Annotated in this window: 13 protein-coding genes; 6 read left to right on the forward strand and 7 right to left on the reverse strand. The window is 71.3% G+C overall.

Features of this window, described 5'->3' with window-relative positions; all coding sequences use genetic code 11:
* The first annotated feature begins 103 nt into the window (after positions 1–103).
* The 4 genes from AOM07_RS07250 (at position 104) to AOM07_RS07265 (ending at position 7,633) form a co-directional block, all read left to right on the forward strand.
* Positions 104–1,363, forward strand: a complete 1,260-nt coding sequence (locus AOM07_RS07250; protein WP_062312300.1) for a sugar ABC transporter substrate-binding protein — start codon at positions 104–106, stop codon at positions 1,361–1,363.
* A gap of 96 nt (positions 1,364–1,459) precedes the next feature.
* On the forward strand, positions 1,460–3,058 hold the full coding sequence (locus AOM07_RS07255; protein ID WP_062312302.1) for an ABC transporter permease subunit: 1,599 nt from the start codon (positions 1,460–1,462) through the stop codon (positions 3,056–3,058).
* Entirely contained in the window at positions 3,058–3,954 is an 897-nt protein-coding gene (locus AOM07_RS07260) for a sugar ABC transporter permease (protein ID WP_062312305.1), read from the forward strand. The genes AOM07_RS07255 and AOM07_RS07260 overlap by 1 nt, the downstream gene beginning before the upstream one ends.
* A gap of 334 nt (positions 3,955–4,288) precedes the next feature.
* Positions 4,289–7,633 (forward strand): glycosyl hydrolase 53 family protein, encoded by a 3,345-nt coding sequence (locus tag AOM07_RS07265; RefSeq protein WP_062312306.1) that lies wholly within the window; start codon positions 4,289–4,291, stop codon positions 7,631–7,633.
* A gap of 40 nt (positions 7,634–7,673) precedes the next feature.
* Here the strand turns inward: AOM07_RS07265 and glgX are convergent, their stop codons facing one another.
* The 4 genes from glgX to AOM07_RS07285 all read right to left on the reverse strand — a co-directional run bounded on the left by glgX (position 7,674) and on the right by AOM07_RS07285 (position 12,509).
* On the reverse strand, positions 7,674–9,827 hold the full coding sequence (gene glgX, locus AOM07_RS07270) for a glycogen debranching protein GlgX (RefSeq protein ID WP_062312308.1): 2,154 nt from the start codon (positions 9,825–9,827) through the stop codon (positions 7,674–7,676).
* Positions 9,828–9,975: 148 nt separating this feature from the next.
* The gene (locus tag AOM07_RS07275) at positions 9,976–10,827 is read right to left on the reverse strand and encodes a fumarylacetoacetate hydrolase family protein (RefSeq protein ID WP_062312311.1); all 852 of its coding nucleotides are present in this window, start codon (positions 10,825–10,827) and stop codon (positions 9,976–9,978) included.
* Positions 10,824–11,699 carry a fumarylacetoacetate hydrolase family protein gene (locus AOM07_RS07280; RefSeq protein ID WP_062312313.1) on the reverse strand — a complete coding sequence of 292 codons (876 nt, stop codon included), beginning with the start codon at positions 11,697–11,699 and terminating at the stop codon, positions 10,824–10,826. Before AOM07_RS07280 ends, AOM07_RS07275 begins: the two co-directional genes overlap by 4 nt.
* A gap of 30 nt (positions 11,700–11,729) precedes the next feature.
* Entirely contained in the window at positions 11,730–12,509 is a 780-nt protein-coding gene (locus AOM07_RS07285) for an SDR family NAD(P)-dependent oxidoreductase (RefSeq protein WP_062312314.1), read from the reverse strand.
* Between the two features lie 111 nt (positions 12,510–12,620).
* Here AOM07_RS07285 and AOM07_RS07290 point away from each other — a divergent pair, with 111 nt between their 5' ends.
* Positions 12,621–13,175 carry a carboxymuconolactone decarboxylase family protein gene (locus tag AOM07_RS07290; RefSeq protein WP_062312316.1) on the forward strand — a complete coding sequence of 185 codons (555 nt, stop codon included), beginning with the start codon at positions 12,621–12,623 and terminating at the stop codon, positions 13,173–13,175.
* 39 nt (positions 13,176–13,214) lie between these two features.
* Entirely contained in the window at positions 13,215–14,006 is a 792-nt protein-coding gene (locus AOM07_RS07295; protein WP_062312318.1) for an IclR family transcriptional regulator, read from the forward strand.
* A gap of 5 nt (positions 14,007–14,011) precedes the next feature.
* On the opposite strand, the gene AOM07_RS07300 is transcribed toward AOM07_RS07295, so the two are convergent.
* The 3 genes from AOM07_RS07300 to AOM07_RS07310 all read right to left on the reverse strand — a co-directional run bounded on the left by AOM07_RS07300 (position 14,012) and on the right by AOM07_RS07310 (position 16,406).
* Entirely contained in the window at positions 14,012–14,815 is an 804-nt protein-coding gene (locus tag AOM07_RS07300) for an alpha/beta hydrolase (RefSeq protein ID WP_062312321.1), read from the reverse strand.
* Between the two features lie 12 nt (positions 14,816–14,827).
* Positions 14,828–15,382, reverse strand: coding sequence for a quercetin 2,3-dioxygenase (locus AOM07_RS14945; RefSeq protein WP_062297798.1), 555 nt, complete (start codon positions 15,380–15,382; stop codon positions 14,828–14,830).
* Between the two features lie 118 nt (positions 15,383–15,500).
* Entirely contained in the window at positions 15,501–16,406 is a 906-nt protein-coding gene (locus AOM07_RS07310; RefSeq protein ID WP_062312323.1) for a LysR family transcriptional regulator, read from the reverse strand.
* Between the last annotated feature and the right edge of the window lie 111 nt (positions 16,407–16,517).

The following is a 16,517-nucleotide window of genomic DNA, read 5'->3' on the forward strand; positions in this document are numbered from 1 at the left end:
ACCCAGGGCTCCCGGGCGGGGGCCCCCACTCGGAAGTAACCTGTCGCAGAGACGCGATCTCACCAGAGGCGCGCAATGTGGCTCCACTCTGGAAGGAATATCCATGCGTAACACCATCGGCAAGGTCGCCGTTGTCGCGACCTCCGTCGCACTCCTCGCCGCGTGCTCGTCGGGCACGACGGAGGAGACCACCAGCCCCGAGGCCTCGGCCTCCGAGACCGCCGCGGCCGGCATCGACGCGACCGGCCTCAGCCTCACCGTCTGGGTCGACGAGAACCGTCAGCCCGCCGTCGAGGCCGCGGCCGCGTCGTTCGAGGAGGAGACCGGCGCGACCGTCGAGCTCGTCCAGAAGAACTTCGACGACCTGCGGTCCGACTTCCTCTCCCAGGTCCCCACCGGCGAGGGCCCGGACATCACCATCGGCGCGCACGACTGGCTGGGTGCCTTCGTCACCGACGGCGTGGTCAACACCGTCGACCTCGGCGCGAACGCCTCGAGCTTCTCGCAGGTCGCCGTGGACGCGGTCACCTACGACGGCCAGATCTACGGCATGCCGTACTCGACCGAGGCCATCGCCCTCATCCAGAACACGGACCTCGTGGGCGAGGACGCCCCCGCGACGTGGGACGACATGATCCAGGCGGGTCTCGACTCCGGCGCGGACCGTCCGTTCTGCATCAACACCGCGGGCGAGACCGGCGACGGCTACACCATGTACCCGCTGCAGACCTCCTTCGGCGCCCCGGTCTTCGTCCAGGAGGGCGGCTCGTACACCTCCGAGGTCGGCATGGGCGGCGAGGCCGGCGAGGCCTTCGCGCAGTGGCTGTCCGACAACGGCGAGAAGGGCGAGGGCTACCTCTCGACCACGATCGACTACGCGACCAACAACGAGCTCTTCAACTCGGGCAAGTGCGCGTACACCATCCAGGGTCCCTGGGCTCTCGGTGACTTCGCGGACGTCAACTTCAAGGTGAACCCGGTGCCGTCGGCCGGCGGCGAGACCGCCGCGCCGTTCGTGGGCGTCCAGACGTTCTACGTCTCGTCGCAGTCGGAGAACGCGCTGCTCGCCAACGAGTTCCTCACCAACTACATCGCGACCCCGGAGGCCATGCAGGCGCTCTACGACGCCGACCCGCGCCTCCCCGCGTACGAGGGCGTCGACACCTCCTCGGCCGCCTTCCCCGAGGCGATCGAGGGCTTCCAGGCCTCGGCCGACCAGGGCGTCCCGATGCCGTCGATCCCCGAGATGGGCTCGGTGTGGGACTACTGGAACGCTGCCGAGTCCAAGATCATCAAGGGCGCTGACCCCGTCAAGACCTGGAACAAGATGATCACCGACCTCACCGCGGCCCTGGAGGGCTAAGAGGTTCCGCCTCGTGGGGCGGGGCGCCACGCGCGTCCCGCCCCGCACCGGCGGATCCCGCAAGGATCCGCATAGCTGATGGGAAGGGGAGAGCAGATGTCGACCGACACCGCCGCGCAGGCTCCGGCTCCGCACAAGGAGGCGCACGCGCGCAACTGGAAGGGCCTGGGCTGGGGCTTCATCGTGAAGCTGCTGCTCATGATGGTGGTCAACGCCTTCGGCGTCGCGGCCATCATGTCCGCCTGGAATGCGCGGGCGTGGGTGATCCTCGGCGTGCTGGTCCTGTTCCTCGTCGCGGCGGACTGGGTGTACTTCTCGCGGCGGCTGCTGCCGCTGAAGTACGTCTACCCGGGCCTCGTGTTCCTCCTCATCTTCCAGGTCTTCGCGATGGGCTACACGGCCTACGTGGCGACCACCAACTACGGCGCCGGCCACAACGGCAGCAAGCAGCAGGCCGTCGACGCCGCGCTCATCCAGGCCGAGCGCGAGGTCTCGGGCTCGGCCACCTACCCCCTCGCGGTGGTCCGCGACGGGGAGACGCTCGGCTTCGCGATCGGCGACGACGGCGCGGTCATGGTCGGCACCGAGGACCAGCCGCTCGAGGAGACCGGCGGCACGCTCGACGACAGCGGCAGGCCCACCGCGGTCGACGGCTGGGAGATCGTCCCGCGCGGGGACCTCCTGTCCGACCAGGCGCTCGCCAAGCAGGTGACGGACCTCCGCGTGCCCGTCTCCGACGACGCGAACGAGGGCTCCCTCCGCACGCGCGAGGGCTCGACCGCCAAGATCTACCGCTCCTCGATGGTGTGGGACCCCGACGCGGATACGCTCACCGACACCGACTCGGGCGTCGTGTACAGCCCCAACGACCGCGGCACCTTCGTCGGCGACGACGGCTCGAGCCTCCCCACCGGGTGGTACGTGAGCGTGGGCTTCGAGAACTTCACCAAGGCGGTCACCGACCCCAACTACGCGAAGCCGCTGCTGCGCATCACCGCGTGGACGTTCGCCTTCGCCTTCCTCACGGTCGCGACCAGCTTCCTGCTCGGCCTGTTCTTCGCGCTGATCTTCAACGACGACCGCGTGCGCGGGCAGAAGACGCTGAGGACGCTGTTCATCCTCCCGTACACGTTCATCTCGTTCCTCACCGCGCTGGTGTGGCGAGGCATGCTCAACGCCGAGTTCGGCATCATCAACGACTGGTTCTTCTTCGGGGCCGACATCGACTGGCTCGGCGACCCCTGGCTCGCGCGTCTCTCGGTCATCATGGTGAACCTGTGGCTCGGCTACCCGTACTGGTTCCTCATCTGCACCGGCGCGCTCCAGTCGCTGTCGTCGGAGACGCTCGAGGCCGCGAAGATCGACGGCGCCGGCCGCTGGCGCCAGTTCCGGTCGATCACGTTCCCGCTGCTGCTCGTGTCGACCGCCCCGCTCGCGATCGCATCGTTCGCGTTCAACTTCAACAACTTCAACATCATCTTCATGCTCACCGACGGCGGGCCGAACTTCGACGATACGAGCATCCCGCTCGGCGCGACGGACCTGCTCATCACGGCGATCTATCAGATATCCGGAGTCCAAGGCGGTAGAGCCGACTACGGCCTCGCCTCCGCGCTGTCGATCGTCGTGTTCGTCGTCGTGGGCATCGTCTCGGCGCTCGCCTTCCGACAGACCAAGAAGCTGGAGGAGATCTGATGGCCACCGACGCCCCCGCTCCCAGCAAGGACGCCCGCCGCAACGCCACGCGCCGCAAGCGCTGGTGGGCCGAGGTCGGATGGAAGTACCCCTTCGCCGCCCTCGTCATCTTCTACGCGGCGTTCCCGCTCGTGTTCGTGCTGTCGGCCTCGCTCGACGAGCGCGGCAGCCTCGCGAGCGCCTCGAAGCTGTTCTCGTCGATCAGCCTCACCAACTACCAGGAGCTCAACGACACGCTGTTCTGGACGTGGATGGGCAACTCGCTCGTCATCGGCGTCGCGGCGGCGGTCGGGGCGGTGCTCATGGGCGCTGCGGCCGCGTACGCGTTCTCGCGCTTCCGCTTCAAGGGGCGCCGCTCGTCGCTGACCGGCCTGCTCATCCTGCAGATGTTCCCGCAGACGCTCGCGTTCGTCGCGATCTTCCTCCTGCTGATCTCGCTCGGCGAGGTGATCCCGTCGCTGGGCATCAACTCGAAGATCGCGCTGATCTGCGTGTACCTGGGGACCGCGCTCGGCGCGAACACGTTCCTCATGTACGGCTTCTTCAACTCCATCCCCGCGGAGATGGACGAGGCCGCGAAGATCGACGGCGCGAGCCACGCGCAGATCTTCTGGGGCATGATCATCCCGCTGGTGCGCCCGATCCTCGCGGTGGTGGGCCTGCTCGCCTTCATCGCGGCGTTCAACGACTACATCCTCGCGAGGGTGGTGCTCGTCTCGCAGGAGAACTGGACGCTCGCGATCGGCATGTACAACTGGGTGTCCGACCAGCTCACCGCGCGCTGGGGCATCTTCTCCGCCGGCGCGGTGATCGCCGCGACGCCCATCCTGGTCCTGTTCCTCTCGCTGCAGAAGCTCATCGTGGGAGGCCTCACGTCGGGATCCGTCAAGGGCTGACAGGCACTCCTTCCAGGGACGGGGCCCGGGCTGCGCAGCGCAGCCCGGGCCCCGTTCGCGCGTCTCGGCGCGGTGACTCCCCATGACGCTTGTGGCTGGTGAGCACCAGCGGGGCGGGTGAGGACGGCACAGCAGCCACACAAGCGCGTCGCTGTCACAAGCGTCATGGGGAGTCGACACGGCGCCGCAGGTCCGGGCTTCCCGTGGGACCGGTCACAGATCGGTCACGATGCGCGCTCCTCGCCTCGCGCGCCGGCCGCGCTTCTGCCATGCTGAGAGCGGTCCCAGCCATCCGGGCGCCCGGCCCGATCAACGACGATCGAAGGGAATCTCCATGCTTCGCAGCATCCGCGCGGGAGCGACGGCCGCGGCCGTCGCCGCACTGGGGGCGGTCCTCGCCGCCCCGGCCGCCGCCAAGCCGCCCGTCGACGACGGACCCGTGGACGCGGGCATCTTCGTCGACCAGGTCGAGAACCTCGCCGACGGCTTCATGAAGGGCGTCGACGTGTCGTCCGTGATCGCGCTCGAGGAGTCCGGCGTCGTGTTCCGCGACGAGTCGGGCAAGCAGCGCGACCTGTTCCGCATCCTCGCGGATTCGGGCGTCACCGACGTGCGCATCCGCGTGTGGAACGACCCGTTCGACGCCGCCGGCAACGGCTACGGCGGCGGCACCGTCGACGCGGAGCGGGCCGTGGAGATCGGCAAGCGCGCGACCCGCGCCGGGCTGGGCGTGCTCGTCGACTTCCACTACTCGGACTTCTGGGCGGACCCGGGCAAGCAGCAGGCGCCCAAGGCGTGGGAGGGCTACGACGCCGCCCAGACCGCCGCCGCGGTCGAGGAGTACACGCGCTCCACGCTCGAGGCGATGCGCGAGAAGAGCATCGACGTGCGCATGGTGCAGGTGGGCAACGAGACCAACAACGGCGTCGCGGGCCTCACGGGCTGGGACGCGATGGCGCAGGTGTTCTCCGCGGGCTCCGCGGCGGTGCGCGACGTCTACCCCGACGCGCTGGTCGCGGTGCACTTCACCAACCCCGAGCGCGGCAGCTACCCGGGCTACGCCGCGCGGCTCGAGGAGCGCGGCGTCGACTACGACGTGTTCGCGAGCTCGTACTACCCGTTCTGGCACGGCACGCTCGACAACCTCACGGACACCCTGTCCACGGTGGCCGAGGACTACGGCAAGCAGGTGATGGTCGCGGAGACCTCGTGGGCGTACACGCTCGAGGACGGCGACGGCCACGGCAACGTCATCGACCTGCCGTCGGAGGCCACCGCGTACCCCGTGAGCGTCCAGGGTCAGGCGCATGAGATCGCCGACGTGATCCAAGCCGTCGCGGACGTTCCCGACGAGGCCGGCATCGGCGTCTTCTACTGGGAGCCGGCCTGGCTGCCCGTGGGCACGCCGGACCAGCTCGCGCGCAACCAGGTGCTGTGGGAGACCTACGGCTCCGGTTGGGCCTCCAGCTACGCGGGGGAGTACGACCCGGACGATGCGGGAGTCTGGTACGGCGGCTCGGCCTGGGACAACCAGGCGCTGTTCGGCTTCGACGGCACGGCCCTCGAGTCGCTCAAGGTCTTCGACTACGTCGACACCGGCGCGGTCACCGACCTCGCGGTCGAGACCGTCGAGCAGCCCGCGCTGACCTTCCTCGACGGCGAGGAGATCGTGCTGCCCGCCACGGTGGCCGTCACCTACAACGACCGCAGCGTGGTCGACGAGGCCGTGACGTGGTCCGGCTCCGCCGCCTTCATCTCCGGCCCGGGCGAGTACACCGTGAGCGGCACCACCGCCACCGGCCAGGCGACCGTCGCGACCGTCGTGGTCGAGGCCGAGAACCTGGTGGTCAACGGCGACTTCGAGAACGGCGAGTCCTCGGTCGAGCCGTGGGTCTTCTCGGCCGACCCCTGGCCCTCGACGTTCTGGGTCGCCGCCGGCGGCGGGGACGCGATCGACGACTACGCGGTCAACGTCTACGACGGCGCCGCCTTCGAGTTCGACATGACGCAGGACCTCGCGGGCCTTGAGCCGGGGGAGTACACGCTGTCCTTCCAGGCGCACGGCGACCCGGGCCTGGCGCTGACCCTGTGGGCCTGGGCGGCCGACGCGTCCGGCGGATCCGTCGATCAGGCTCTCGCGGGCTGGCAGGAGTGGCGGCAGCCGTCGCTCGACGTCGAGGTGGGCGCCTCCGGCGAGCTCGCCATCGGCATCTACGGCGCCGGCGAGGCCGGAGCGTGGGGATGGATCGACGAGGTTGCCCTCGTCAAGGCCGGGGCCTCCGACGTCGACACCTCCGCGCTCGCGGACCTGGTCGACCAGGCCGGCGCGATCGACCGCTCGGTCTACACCGACGACTCGATCGCGATGCTCGACGCCGCGCTCGAGTCCGCGGGCAACGTGCTCGCCTCGTCGCGCCCCACTGAGGAGGACGTGGCGGCGACCGAGGCGCTCATGCAGGCCGCGCTCGATGGCCTCGAGGTCCGCGACGGTGCCGAGCTGCCCGACCCGACCGTGGGCGACGTCTCCGTCGAGGCGGTCGAGGGCGAGGCGCTCGTGATGCCCGACACGGTCACCGTGGTCGCGTACGACGGCACGGCCTCGACCGAGACCGTGACCTGGTCCGACTCCCTCGCGTGGATCACCTCGCCCGGCGAGTACGTGGTCACCGGCGTCACCGACGGCGGCTGGACGGCGACGGCGCACGTCACGGTCACCGCCCGCGAGTGGCTGGTGAACCCCGGCTTCGAGACCGGGGACGACACGGGCTGGACCTTCGCGGCCGACCCGTGGCCGTCGACCTTCTGGGTCTTCGCCAACCCCGCGAGCGAGGGCGGTGACTGGGCGGTCAACGTCTACGACGCGGCCGGCTTCGAGGTCTCCGTCACGCAGGACGTCGCGGGCCTGCCCGCGGGCGCCTACACGGTGACCGGCGTCGCGCACGGCGGGGCGACCGCCACCCTCGCAGTGGAGCTGGTCGCGGGCGTCGACGGCACCGAGACGGTCGAGCCGTTCACGATGGCCGGGTGGGAGGCCTACAGCAGGCCCTCGACCACGGTCGAGATCGCCGAGGGCGAGACCCTCACGGTGGCCCTCCGCGCGACCGGCGGGGCGGAGGACTGGTTCTGGGCCGACGACCTCTCGGTCACCCGGGCCCCGACCGCGGTCGACACCGCGACGCTCGACGACCTCGTCGCGGAGGCGGAGGCCGTCGACCGCGGCGCGTACCCGGCCGAGGCGCTCGCGGCGCTCGACGACGCGCTCGAGAAGGCGCGCATCGTCCTCGCCGCATCGTCCCCCACGCAGGACCAGGCCGACGAGGCGTCCGCGCTGCTCGGGGCCGCACTCGACGGCCTCGGGGAGATCCCCGCGCCGTGCACCGTGACCTACACGACCGAGCCGACGACGACCGGCTTCGCGGCCACCGTCAAGGTGCGCAACGACACCGCGGAGACCCTCGACGGCTGGTGGCTCGCGTGGTCGTTCGCGGGCGACGAGGCGGTCACGGCCGTGAAGCCGGGCGCGTTCCTCCAGTCCGGCGCGGACGTCGTCGTGGTGGACGGCGGCCACACGGCCGCCATCCGTCCCGGCAAGCACGTCGTGGTCAAGGTCACGGGGACGGGCGACCCGCTGCCGGTCGACGCGTTCACGCTCGACGGCCGGGAGTGCGCGGTCGCATGAGCCGCGCTCGCGGGGCGGCCGCACCGGCCGCCCCGCGAGCTCACGCCTCGGGCTCGGTGAGGTAGAGGCGCAGCGACAGCGCCTCCATGGTCTGGGTGGTGCCGGGCTCGACCACCTCGGACGTGCGCTCGGACAGCGAGTCCCACGCGCTGTCCCACGCGAGCCGCCACGGCGCGCCCTGGTCCTCCGGGATGCGCACCTCGACCGCCGCATTGTAGCCGTTGACCACGACGAGCGCGTCCGCCTCGGCGGGGCGCGACAGCGACCGCATGAACTGGACGACGCGCGTCTCGGGGTCCTCCCACCAGTCCTCGTCCTCGTGCTCGCCGTCGTGGCGGAACCACGCCGAGTCGGCGCGGTAGAGCTGGTCGGTGGGGTCCTCGTCGACGCCGTCGTAGAAGCGGCCCGGGCGCAGCACCCGGTTCTCGCGCCGCAGGCGCAGCAGCTCCGCGATCGAGGCACGGAGGTCGACCTGCCACTCCTCGAGGTCCCAGTCGAACCACGAGATCTCGTTGTCCTGGCAGTAGGCGTTGTTGTTGCCGCCCTGGCTGCGCCCGAACTCGTCGCCGCCCAGGAGCATCGGCGTGCCCGCGGAGATGAGCAGCGTGCCCAGCATGTTGCGGATGGACCGGCGCCGGGCGTGCAGGATCAGCGGGTCGTCGGTCGGCCCCTCGACGCCGTGGTTGAAGGACCGGTTGTTGTCGGTGCCGTCGCGGTTGTCCTCGCCGTTGGCCTCGTTGTGCTTGTGGTTGTAGGCCGTGAGGTCGTGCGCGGTGAAGCCGTCGTGCGCGGTGATGAAGTTGACGGACGCGATGGGGCCGCGCATGCCGTACGGCTCGGAGTGGCCGAAGAGGTCCGACGAGCCGGCGATGCGGGTCGCGAGCTCGGGCGCCGTCGGGTGGTGGCGCTGTCCGGAGCTCGCCGCGCCCCACTGGAGCCAGAACGCGCGGGTGTAGTCGCGGAAGCGATCGTTCCACTCGCTCATCGGCTGCGGGAAGTTGCCCACCTGCCAGCCGCCGAGGCCGATGTCCCACGGCTCCGCGATGAGCTTGAGGCCGCCGAGCACGGGGTCCGTGATGAGGCCCACGAGGAACGGGTGGTCGCTCGAGAAGCCCTGCATCGTGCGCCCCAGCGTCGCCGCGAGGTCGAAGCGGAAGCCGTCGATGTGCATCTCGGTCGCCCAGTAGCGCAGCGAGTCGAGCGCCATCTTGCTCACCATCGGGTGCGCGAAATCGAGCGTGTTGCCGGTGCCGGTGGTGTCGTCGTAGTGCTGCGGGGCGTGGACCTGGTTGCGGTAGTAGACGCGGTTGTCCAGGCCCTTCCACGACAGCACGCGGTCCGAGCTCGAGCCCTCGCACGTGTGGTTGTAGACGACGTCGAGGATGACCTCGAGGCCGCCCTGGTGGAGCAGGTCGACCATGCCGCAGAACTCGTCCTGGACGGCCTGGGCGCCGGCGGCGCGCGCGGCCTCCGTGGCGTAGCCCGCGTGCGGGGCGAAGAAGCCCAGCGTGGAGTAGCCCCAGTACGAGTCGAGCCCGCCGTGCTCGAGGTGCGGCTCCGGCGCGAACGCGTGCACGGGCAGCAGCTCGACCGCGGTGACCCCGAGGTCGGTGAGGTACTCGATCGCGGCGGGGTGCGCGAGCCCCGCGTACGTGCCGCGCAGCTCCTCGGGCACGCCCGGCATCGTCTTGGTGAGGCCCTTGACGTGCGTCTCGTAGACGACGGTGTCCGCCCACGGCACGCGGGGGTGCGGGGTCTGCCACGGGCCCGAAGGCTTCTCCGTCACCACGGAGCGCGGCATGAGCGGGGCCGAGTCGGTGGCGTCGCGCGAGCTCAGCAGGGCCTTCGCGCCCGGCTCGGTCATCGGCGTGAGCCGCCCCTCGATGCCGCGGCCGTAGGGGTCGAGCAGCAGCTTCGCGGGGTTGTAGCGGTGGCCCTGCTTCGGCAGCCACGGGCCCGACGCGCGGAAGCCGTAGCGCTGGCCCACCTCGATGCCGGGCACGAAGGCGTGCCAGATGCCGTTCTGGGGGCCGTGCAGCTGGATGCGGGTCTCCGTGCGGTCGTCGTCGGAGAACAGGCACAGGTGCATCGCGGTCGCGTGCGCGGCGTACACCGCGACGATCGCCCCGCCGTCGACGAGGTGCACGCCGAGGCGATGCGGGTCGGGAGAAGGGGCGACGGTGGGGGAGGTCATGTCCATATTGTCAGCCAGGAACGCCCGCAAACCCAGGATTGCTTCCCGGGAGGGACGATGCGCGGCGCGCCGAGGCGGCCGGGGGGCGGGTGGGCAGGCCGTCGGGGAGGCCCGCGGAGGAGCGGTCGAGCCTCCCCGACGGCGGCGGCTACACGAGCCGCGTCGTGAGCGCGCCCACCCCTGGGATCGTGCTCACGAGGGTCTCTCCGGCGCGCAGGAACCGCGGCGGCGTGCGCCGGTTGCCGATCCCGGCGGGCGTGCCGGTGAAGATGAGGTCGCCGGGCAGGAGCGTCACCACGGCCGACAGGCGCGCGATCAGCTCCGGGACGTCGTAGATCATCCGCGAGGTCCGCGAGTCCTGCATCGTCTCGCCGTCGATCGCGCACGAGATCGCGAGGTCGTCCGGGTCCGGCACCGCGTCCGGCGTGACGAGCCACGGCCCCGTCGGCGAGAAGCCGGGGTGGGACTTCGCGAGGCTGAACTGCGGCTTGGCGCCCTCGAGCTGCGCGATGCGCTCCGACAGGTCCTGTCCCACCGTGAGACCCGCGACGTGGTCCCACGCGTCCTCGCGCGCGAGCCCGTGACCGCCGACGCCGATCGCGACCACCATCTCGACCTCCCAGTCGACGTTGCCGTCGGGGAGGGCCACCTCCGCCTCGTCGCCGACGAGGCTCGAGGCGAACTTGGTGAAGGTCACCGGGAGGCTGTCGGGCGGGTAGCCGGCCTCGTCCGCGTGCTCGCGGTAGTTGACGCCGATCGCGAGGATCTGCGGCGGCCGCGGCACGGGCGGTCCGAGGCGCGACCGGTCGAGCGGCGCGCGGCGCAGGCCCGGGCGGTCGTCCGCGAGCAGCTCCGCCGCCCAGGTCCGGAACGCGCCCCAGTCCGCGAACGCGGCCATGGGATCGGGCCCGAAGCGGCCTCCCGAGGCCTCGGCGACGTCGACCGCCCGCTCGTCCTCGGTGACGAGGACGAGACGGTCGGCCAGGTTCGCGATCCTCACCAGTCGACCCGCTGGGGAGCGGGCTCGCCGTACGCGTCCTGCCAGGAGATCACGGGGTTGCGGAGCACGCCGATGCCCTCGATCTCCGCCTCGACCACGTCGCCGGGGTTGAGGTAGAAGTCGAACGGGTTCTTCTGCACCGCTGCGACGCCCGAGATGGTGCCGGTGGTGATGAGGTCGCCGGGGGAGTAGATCTGCGGCGAGTGGTAGGCGACGAGGTGCGGCCACGTGATGCGGGTCGCGCTGGTGTTGCCCTGCTGGCGCACCTCGCCGTTGACGCGCAGCTCCATCGCCATGTGGTGCATGTCGGGGATCTCGTCCTTGGTGACGATCCACGGGCCGATGGGGCAGAACGTGTCGATGCCCTTGGAGAACGAGAACACGCCGGACTCCATCTCCTTGCGCTGGATGTCGCGCGCGGTGATGTCGTTGAAGACGGTGAAGCCCGCGATGTAGTCCTCGGCCTCGTCGGGGCCGAAGAACTTGCCGCCCTTGCCGATGACGATGGCCAGCTCGAGCTCGTAGTCGAGCTCCTTGGTGAGGCCCTCGGGGTACACGATCGGGTCCTCGGGGCCGATGATCGCGTCGAGGTTCTGGAAGAAGACGATGCCCTTGTGGACGGGGTGCGACCAGTCCACGGCCGTGAGCTCGTTGTGGTGGTCGATGAAGTTGCCCGCCGTGTGGAAGAACTTCTTGGGGCGGATGGGGGCGCGCAGCGTGACGTCCTCGTAGCGCAGGCGCTCGCCGGTCTCGCCGACCTGGCCGCCGCGCTCGAAGTACTCGCGGGTGGACGGCACGTCGAGCTCGATGACGACGCCCTCCTCGAGCTCGAGGCGGCCGACGCGGCCCTCGTCGAAGGTGATGAGCTTCATGTCTCTCCTAGGGGTGTCCGGGGTCCGCGCTCAGGCGCCGACCATGTTGAAGCCGCCGTCGGCGAGCATGTAGCCGCCGGTGAGGTGGGCCGCCTCGTCCGTCGCGAGCCACAGGCACGCGCCGGCGACGAACTCGGGCGGCGGGATGTGGCCCATGGGGGTCTGCGAGATGAGGACCTCGCGGCGCCCGCTCTTCCAGTCCTCGCGCTGGAGCAGGCGCTCGGTCTCCATGAAGCCCGGCGCGAACGTGTTGACGCGCACCGCGGGCGCGAAGGCCTTGGCGTAGGACTTGGTGATGCCGAGGATCGCGTACTTCGCGGCGGCGTACTGGGGTGCGCGGGGCGAGCCCTTGACGACGACCGTCGAGCCGACGTTGACGATGCTGCCGTGCCCCTGCTCGAGCATGCGGGCGCCGAACTCGTGGGTCATGAGCAGCGTGCCCTTGACGTCCACGTCGACCACGGCGTCGAGGGCCTCCTGGGTGAGCTCCTTCCAGGACATCTGCTCGCTGGACACGTCGCCCACGTTGTTGACCAGCACGTCGAGCCCGCCGAAGGCCTCCCAGACCTCGTCGGCCATCCGCTTGATCTCGTCCCAGCTGATGATGTCGGCCTGGACGAGGATCCCGTCGGAGCCGGCCTCGCGGATGCGCTCGAGCGTGCGCTCGGCCCCCGCGCGGGAGCTGCGGTAGTGGACGGCGACGCGCGCGCCCTCCTGCGCGGCGCGCACCGCGATCTCGGCGCCGAAGCCGGTTCCGGCGCCCGTGACGAGCACCGTCTTGCCGGCGAAGCGGGGGAAGATCTGGGTCATGTGACTGCTCCTCACACATCATTGTGTAAAAGTGGCTTTCGATGGTTGAATCTATGACGGAGGCCGGGCCGCGTCAAGGTGGACGCGGCGGCGAGCACGAGGAGGTGCGGCATGGGGCGGATCCCCGACCTGGTCCCGGAGCGGCTGACGTCTGACGGACGCGCGCTGTACGACTCCATCGCGGGCGGTCCGCGCGCCGCGGGCCCCCAGCACTTCGCCCTCACCAACCCCGACGGATCGTTGCGCGGACCGTTCAACGCGATGCTGCTCGCGCCGGGCCTGGGTGCCGCGCTCCAGGACCTGGGCGCCGCGATCCGCTACCGCGGGACGCTGACCGACCGCGCGCGCGAGATCGCGATCCTGCTGGTCGCCGCACGCTGGGACAGCGCGTTCGAGCGTGAGGCGCACGAGGCGGTGGGGCGCGCGACCGGCCTGGCCGACGACGAGCTCGCCGCGCTGCGCCGCGAGGATGCCGCCGCCTTCGCGGGCGTCGAGGGCGCGGTTGCGCGCGCGACCGTCGCGCTGCTCGACGGCGACCTCGACGACGCCGCATGGGCGGACGCGGAGGAGGCGCTGGGCGCGGCGGGCGTCCTCGAGCTCAGCACGCTCGTCGGCTACTACGCGACCCTCGCGCTCCAGCTGCGCGTCTTCCGCGTCGGCGTGTGACGTCGACCGTGACCATTCGAAAGGATTAGGTTTCACACTATGAAAGCCGATGCCGACGCCAAGGCGGGCAGCCGCTACCGCATCGAGGCGCTCGCGAAGGGCCTGGACGTGCTCCGCCTCTTCGACGAGACCGTGACCGAGCTCAAGCTGCGGGACATCAGCGACCGCACGGGGATCCCCATGCCCACGGCCTTCCGCGTGGTCGCGACGCTCGAGGAGGGCGGCTTCGTGGAGCGCTCCGAGGACGGCGTCATCCGTCCGGGCGTCGCCGTCCTCACGCTCGGCTCGGCCGCGCTGCGCGGCTCGAGCCTCGTGCAGGTGAGCGAGCAGCCCCTGCGCCGCCTCGCGGAGTCCACGGGTGAGACGGTCAACATGGGCGTGCTCGTCGGCGACGAGGTGCTCTACCTCGTGCGGCTGCGCAACTCGGACCTCGTGACGGCCAACGTGCAGGTCGGATCGACCCTGCCGGCGCCGGTGACCTCGATGGGCAAGCTGCTGCTGGCCTACCTGCCGGAGCAGGAGCGCCGCGACGTCCTCGCCGGCTACGACTTCTCGCGCGCGGTCGGACCCAACGCCGCGCGCTCCGCGGCGGAGCTCGAGCCCGCGCTCGCTCAGATCCGTGCCGACGGCTACGCGCTGCAGGACCAGGAGGTCGCGGCCGGGCTGCGGTCCGTGTCCGTGCCGGTGCTCGGGCGCGACGGCAGCCCCGCCGCCGCCGTCAACATCGCGGTCGCCGCCAACCGTCACGACGTCGAGGACCTGAGGGGTCCGCTGCTCGAGGCGCTGCGCGCCACGGCGGACGACATCTCGCTGCGCCTGCGCGCCCTCTGACCCGCTCACGCGGTCACGCGGCGCGCGAACGCGATCGCGGCGTCGAGGATCGCGTCCCGATCGACGTCGCCCTGCCACAGGTGCCCCGCGCCGGGCACGAGCGTGAGCTCCGCGTCCGCGCCCGCCGCGAGCAGCGCCTGCGCGAGCGCCACGCTCTGCGTCGCCGGCACGGCGCTGTCGGACGTCCCGTGCGCGATGTGGAACGGCGGGGCCGCGGGCGTCGCGTGGAAGGTCGGGCTGGCGGCGTGCGCGCGCTCGAGGTCGGCGCCGACCGCATGGCCGAGCCAGCCCGCCTCGCGCAGGCCCGGATCGTCGAGCCCGCCCTGCGACGAGGCGAGCGCCTCCAGGTCGGACGGGCCGTACCAGTCCACGACCCCGCGCACCCCGGCGCGCCCCTCGACCGGACCCAGGGCGACGAGCGCCGCGAGGGTCGCGCCCGCGGACTCGCCCCACAGGACGATGCGGGAGGTGTCGACGCCGTGGTCGGCACCGTGTGTGCGCAGCCAGTCCAGGGCGGCCGCCGCATCGTCCACCTGGGCGGGGAAGCATGCCTCGCCGCTGAGCCGGTAGTCGATGGAGGCCACCGCGAGCCCGGCCGCCGCGATCCGCGCGAACGGCGCGTCGCCCGGCATGGTCGGGGTCAGGGTGCGGCGGCTGCCGACCCTCCAGCCGCCCCCGTGGATGAAGACGACCAGCGGCGCGCCGGGGCTCGGCGCCGGATGGAGGTCCAGGGTGAGCGGCCGGAAGCCGACCGGCTCGGCGAACACGAGGTCGCGGAGCACGGCCGGTGACGCGATCTCCGTCGTCACGGGCGTCCGTGATCAGTCGTCGAGGAAGTTGTAGTCGGGGCGGAAGACCGTGCCGTAGATCTCGCCGGCCGCCTTCATCTGGTCGAAGGAGGGGATGTAGAACTCCTCGGGCGTGGGGATGCCCGGCTTGTCCGTGGGGCGGCCGATGCCGTGGAAGAAGCGCGCGAAGCCCGCGGAGCTGACGCCCATGATCTTCGAGGTCGCCTCCATGCGGAACGCGTGGATCGTGCCCTTGGGGACGTACCCGAAGCCGCCGGTGGTGAGGACCTTGTCGTCCTTGAAGCCCTGCTCGTCGTCCATCCACAGGTGGACGGCGCCCTCCATGATGAAGAAGATCTCGTGGGTGAACGGGTGGATGTGGGCGGGGATGATGTCACCCGCGTTGCCCTCGCAGCTGAAGACGTCGTACTGGCCGTCGGTCTCGTCGCCGGTGAGCAGGATGGTGAAGAGGGTGTCGAAGACGACGGACTTCTCGCCCTCGCCGTCGTCCAGGTAGAACGGCTTGGGCTCTCCGGGCAGGATCCCTGCGTGCAGCGGCGCCAGGGCCGGGGTCTCGTTCGGGGACATCGAGCCAACCTCCTTGTTGGTCCGCGGCCGACCTCGTCGTCGGGCCGCTGGGCACCAGCATCCGGGACGAAGGTCCCGGAGCGGAAGTTCGAGATCCCTACAGATCGGAAGGCGGCGCCTATCGGTCCTCGCGGCGCGCGCGACCGGCCTCGGCCTGCGCGATCTCGGTGAAGGCCGCCACGGTCGGCTCGCGACGCCGGCGCGTGCACAGCAGGATGGTCGCGGGCTCGATGTCGTGGATCGGCACGAACGCGAGGTCGGCGCGCGGGTAGTGCGCGGCCGCGGACGCGGCGGCGATGTTGACCCCCATGCCCGCGGACACGAGCTCGAGCAGCCCCTCGATGTCGTCGGCGCGCGGCCCGAGCCGCGGGTGCGAGCCGTCGGGGCGGGGATCCACCGTCCACCACGCGATCGCGTCGGCATGGTCGCCGGAGACCGCGACGAAGGTCTCGTCGCGCACCTCGTCGATCGAGATCGAGTCGCGTCCCGCCAGCGGGTGGTCGGCCCGCATGATGAGCACGCGCGGCTCGGTCCACAGCGGCGCGGTGGCGAGAACCTCCTGGTCGTGGGGCAGCGGCGCGGGTGCGAGCACCGCGTCCACGCGTCGCGCGACGAGTTCGCGCTCGACGTCGAAGAAGCCGACGCGCCGCATCTCGAGCCGCAGATGGGGGATCTCCGCGACCGCCGTCATGATCGCCGCGGTGAGCGGGCCCGCGCCCGCCGCGACCACCCCGAGGCGCAGCGTCGTCTCGGTCGGCGTCCGCTGCTCCGCGATCCACGCGGTGAGGTCGTCGTGCGCGTCGAGCACCCGCGTGGCGTGGGGCAGCATCGCCGCGCCCAGCGGCGTGAGCGTCACGGAGCGCGAGGTCCGCTCGAACAGGAGTCCGCCCACGGTGCGCTCGAGCCCGGCGATCTGCTGGCTCAGCGAGGGCGAGGAGATGGACAGGCGCTCGGCCGCGCGGCCGAAGTGCAGCTCCTGCGCGAGCGCGCGGAAGTACCGCAGCGTGGGCACCGAGACGTCCACCGACCACCTCCGGGGCGAGCGGGGCCTCGTCGCCCCGATCGTGAGGGTCAGCCTATCCGTGGCGACCCGACGGAGGCCAGGGCCCCCGCGTGGTGCGCGGGGCCCCGGCCT

The organism is Demequina rhizosphaerae (assembly GCF_000971255.1).
Lineage (GTDB): Bacteria > Actinomycetota > Actinomycetes > Actinomycetales > Demequinaceae > Demequina > Demequina rhizosphaerae.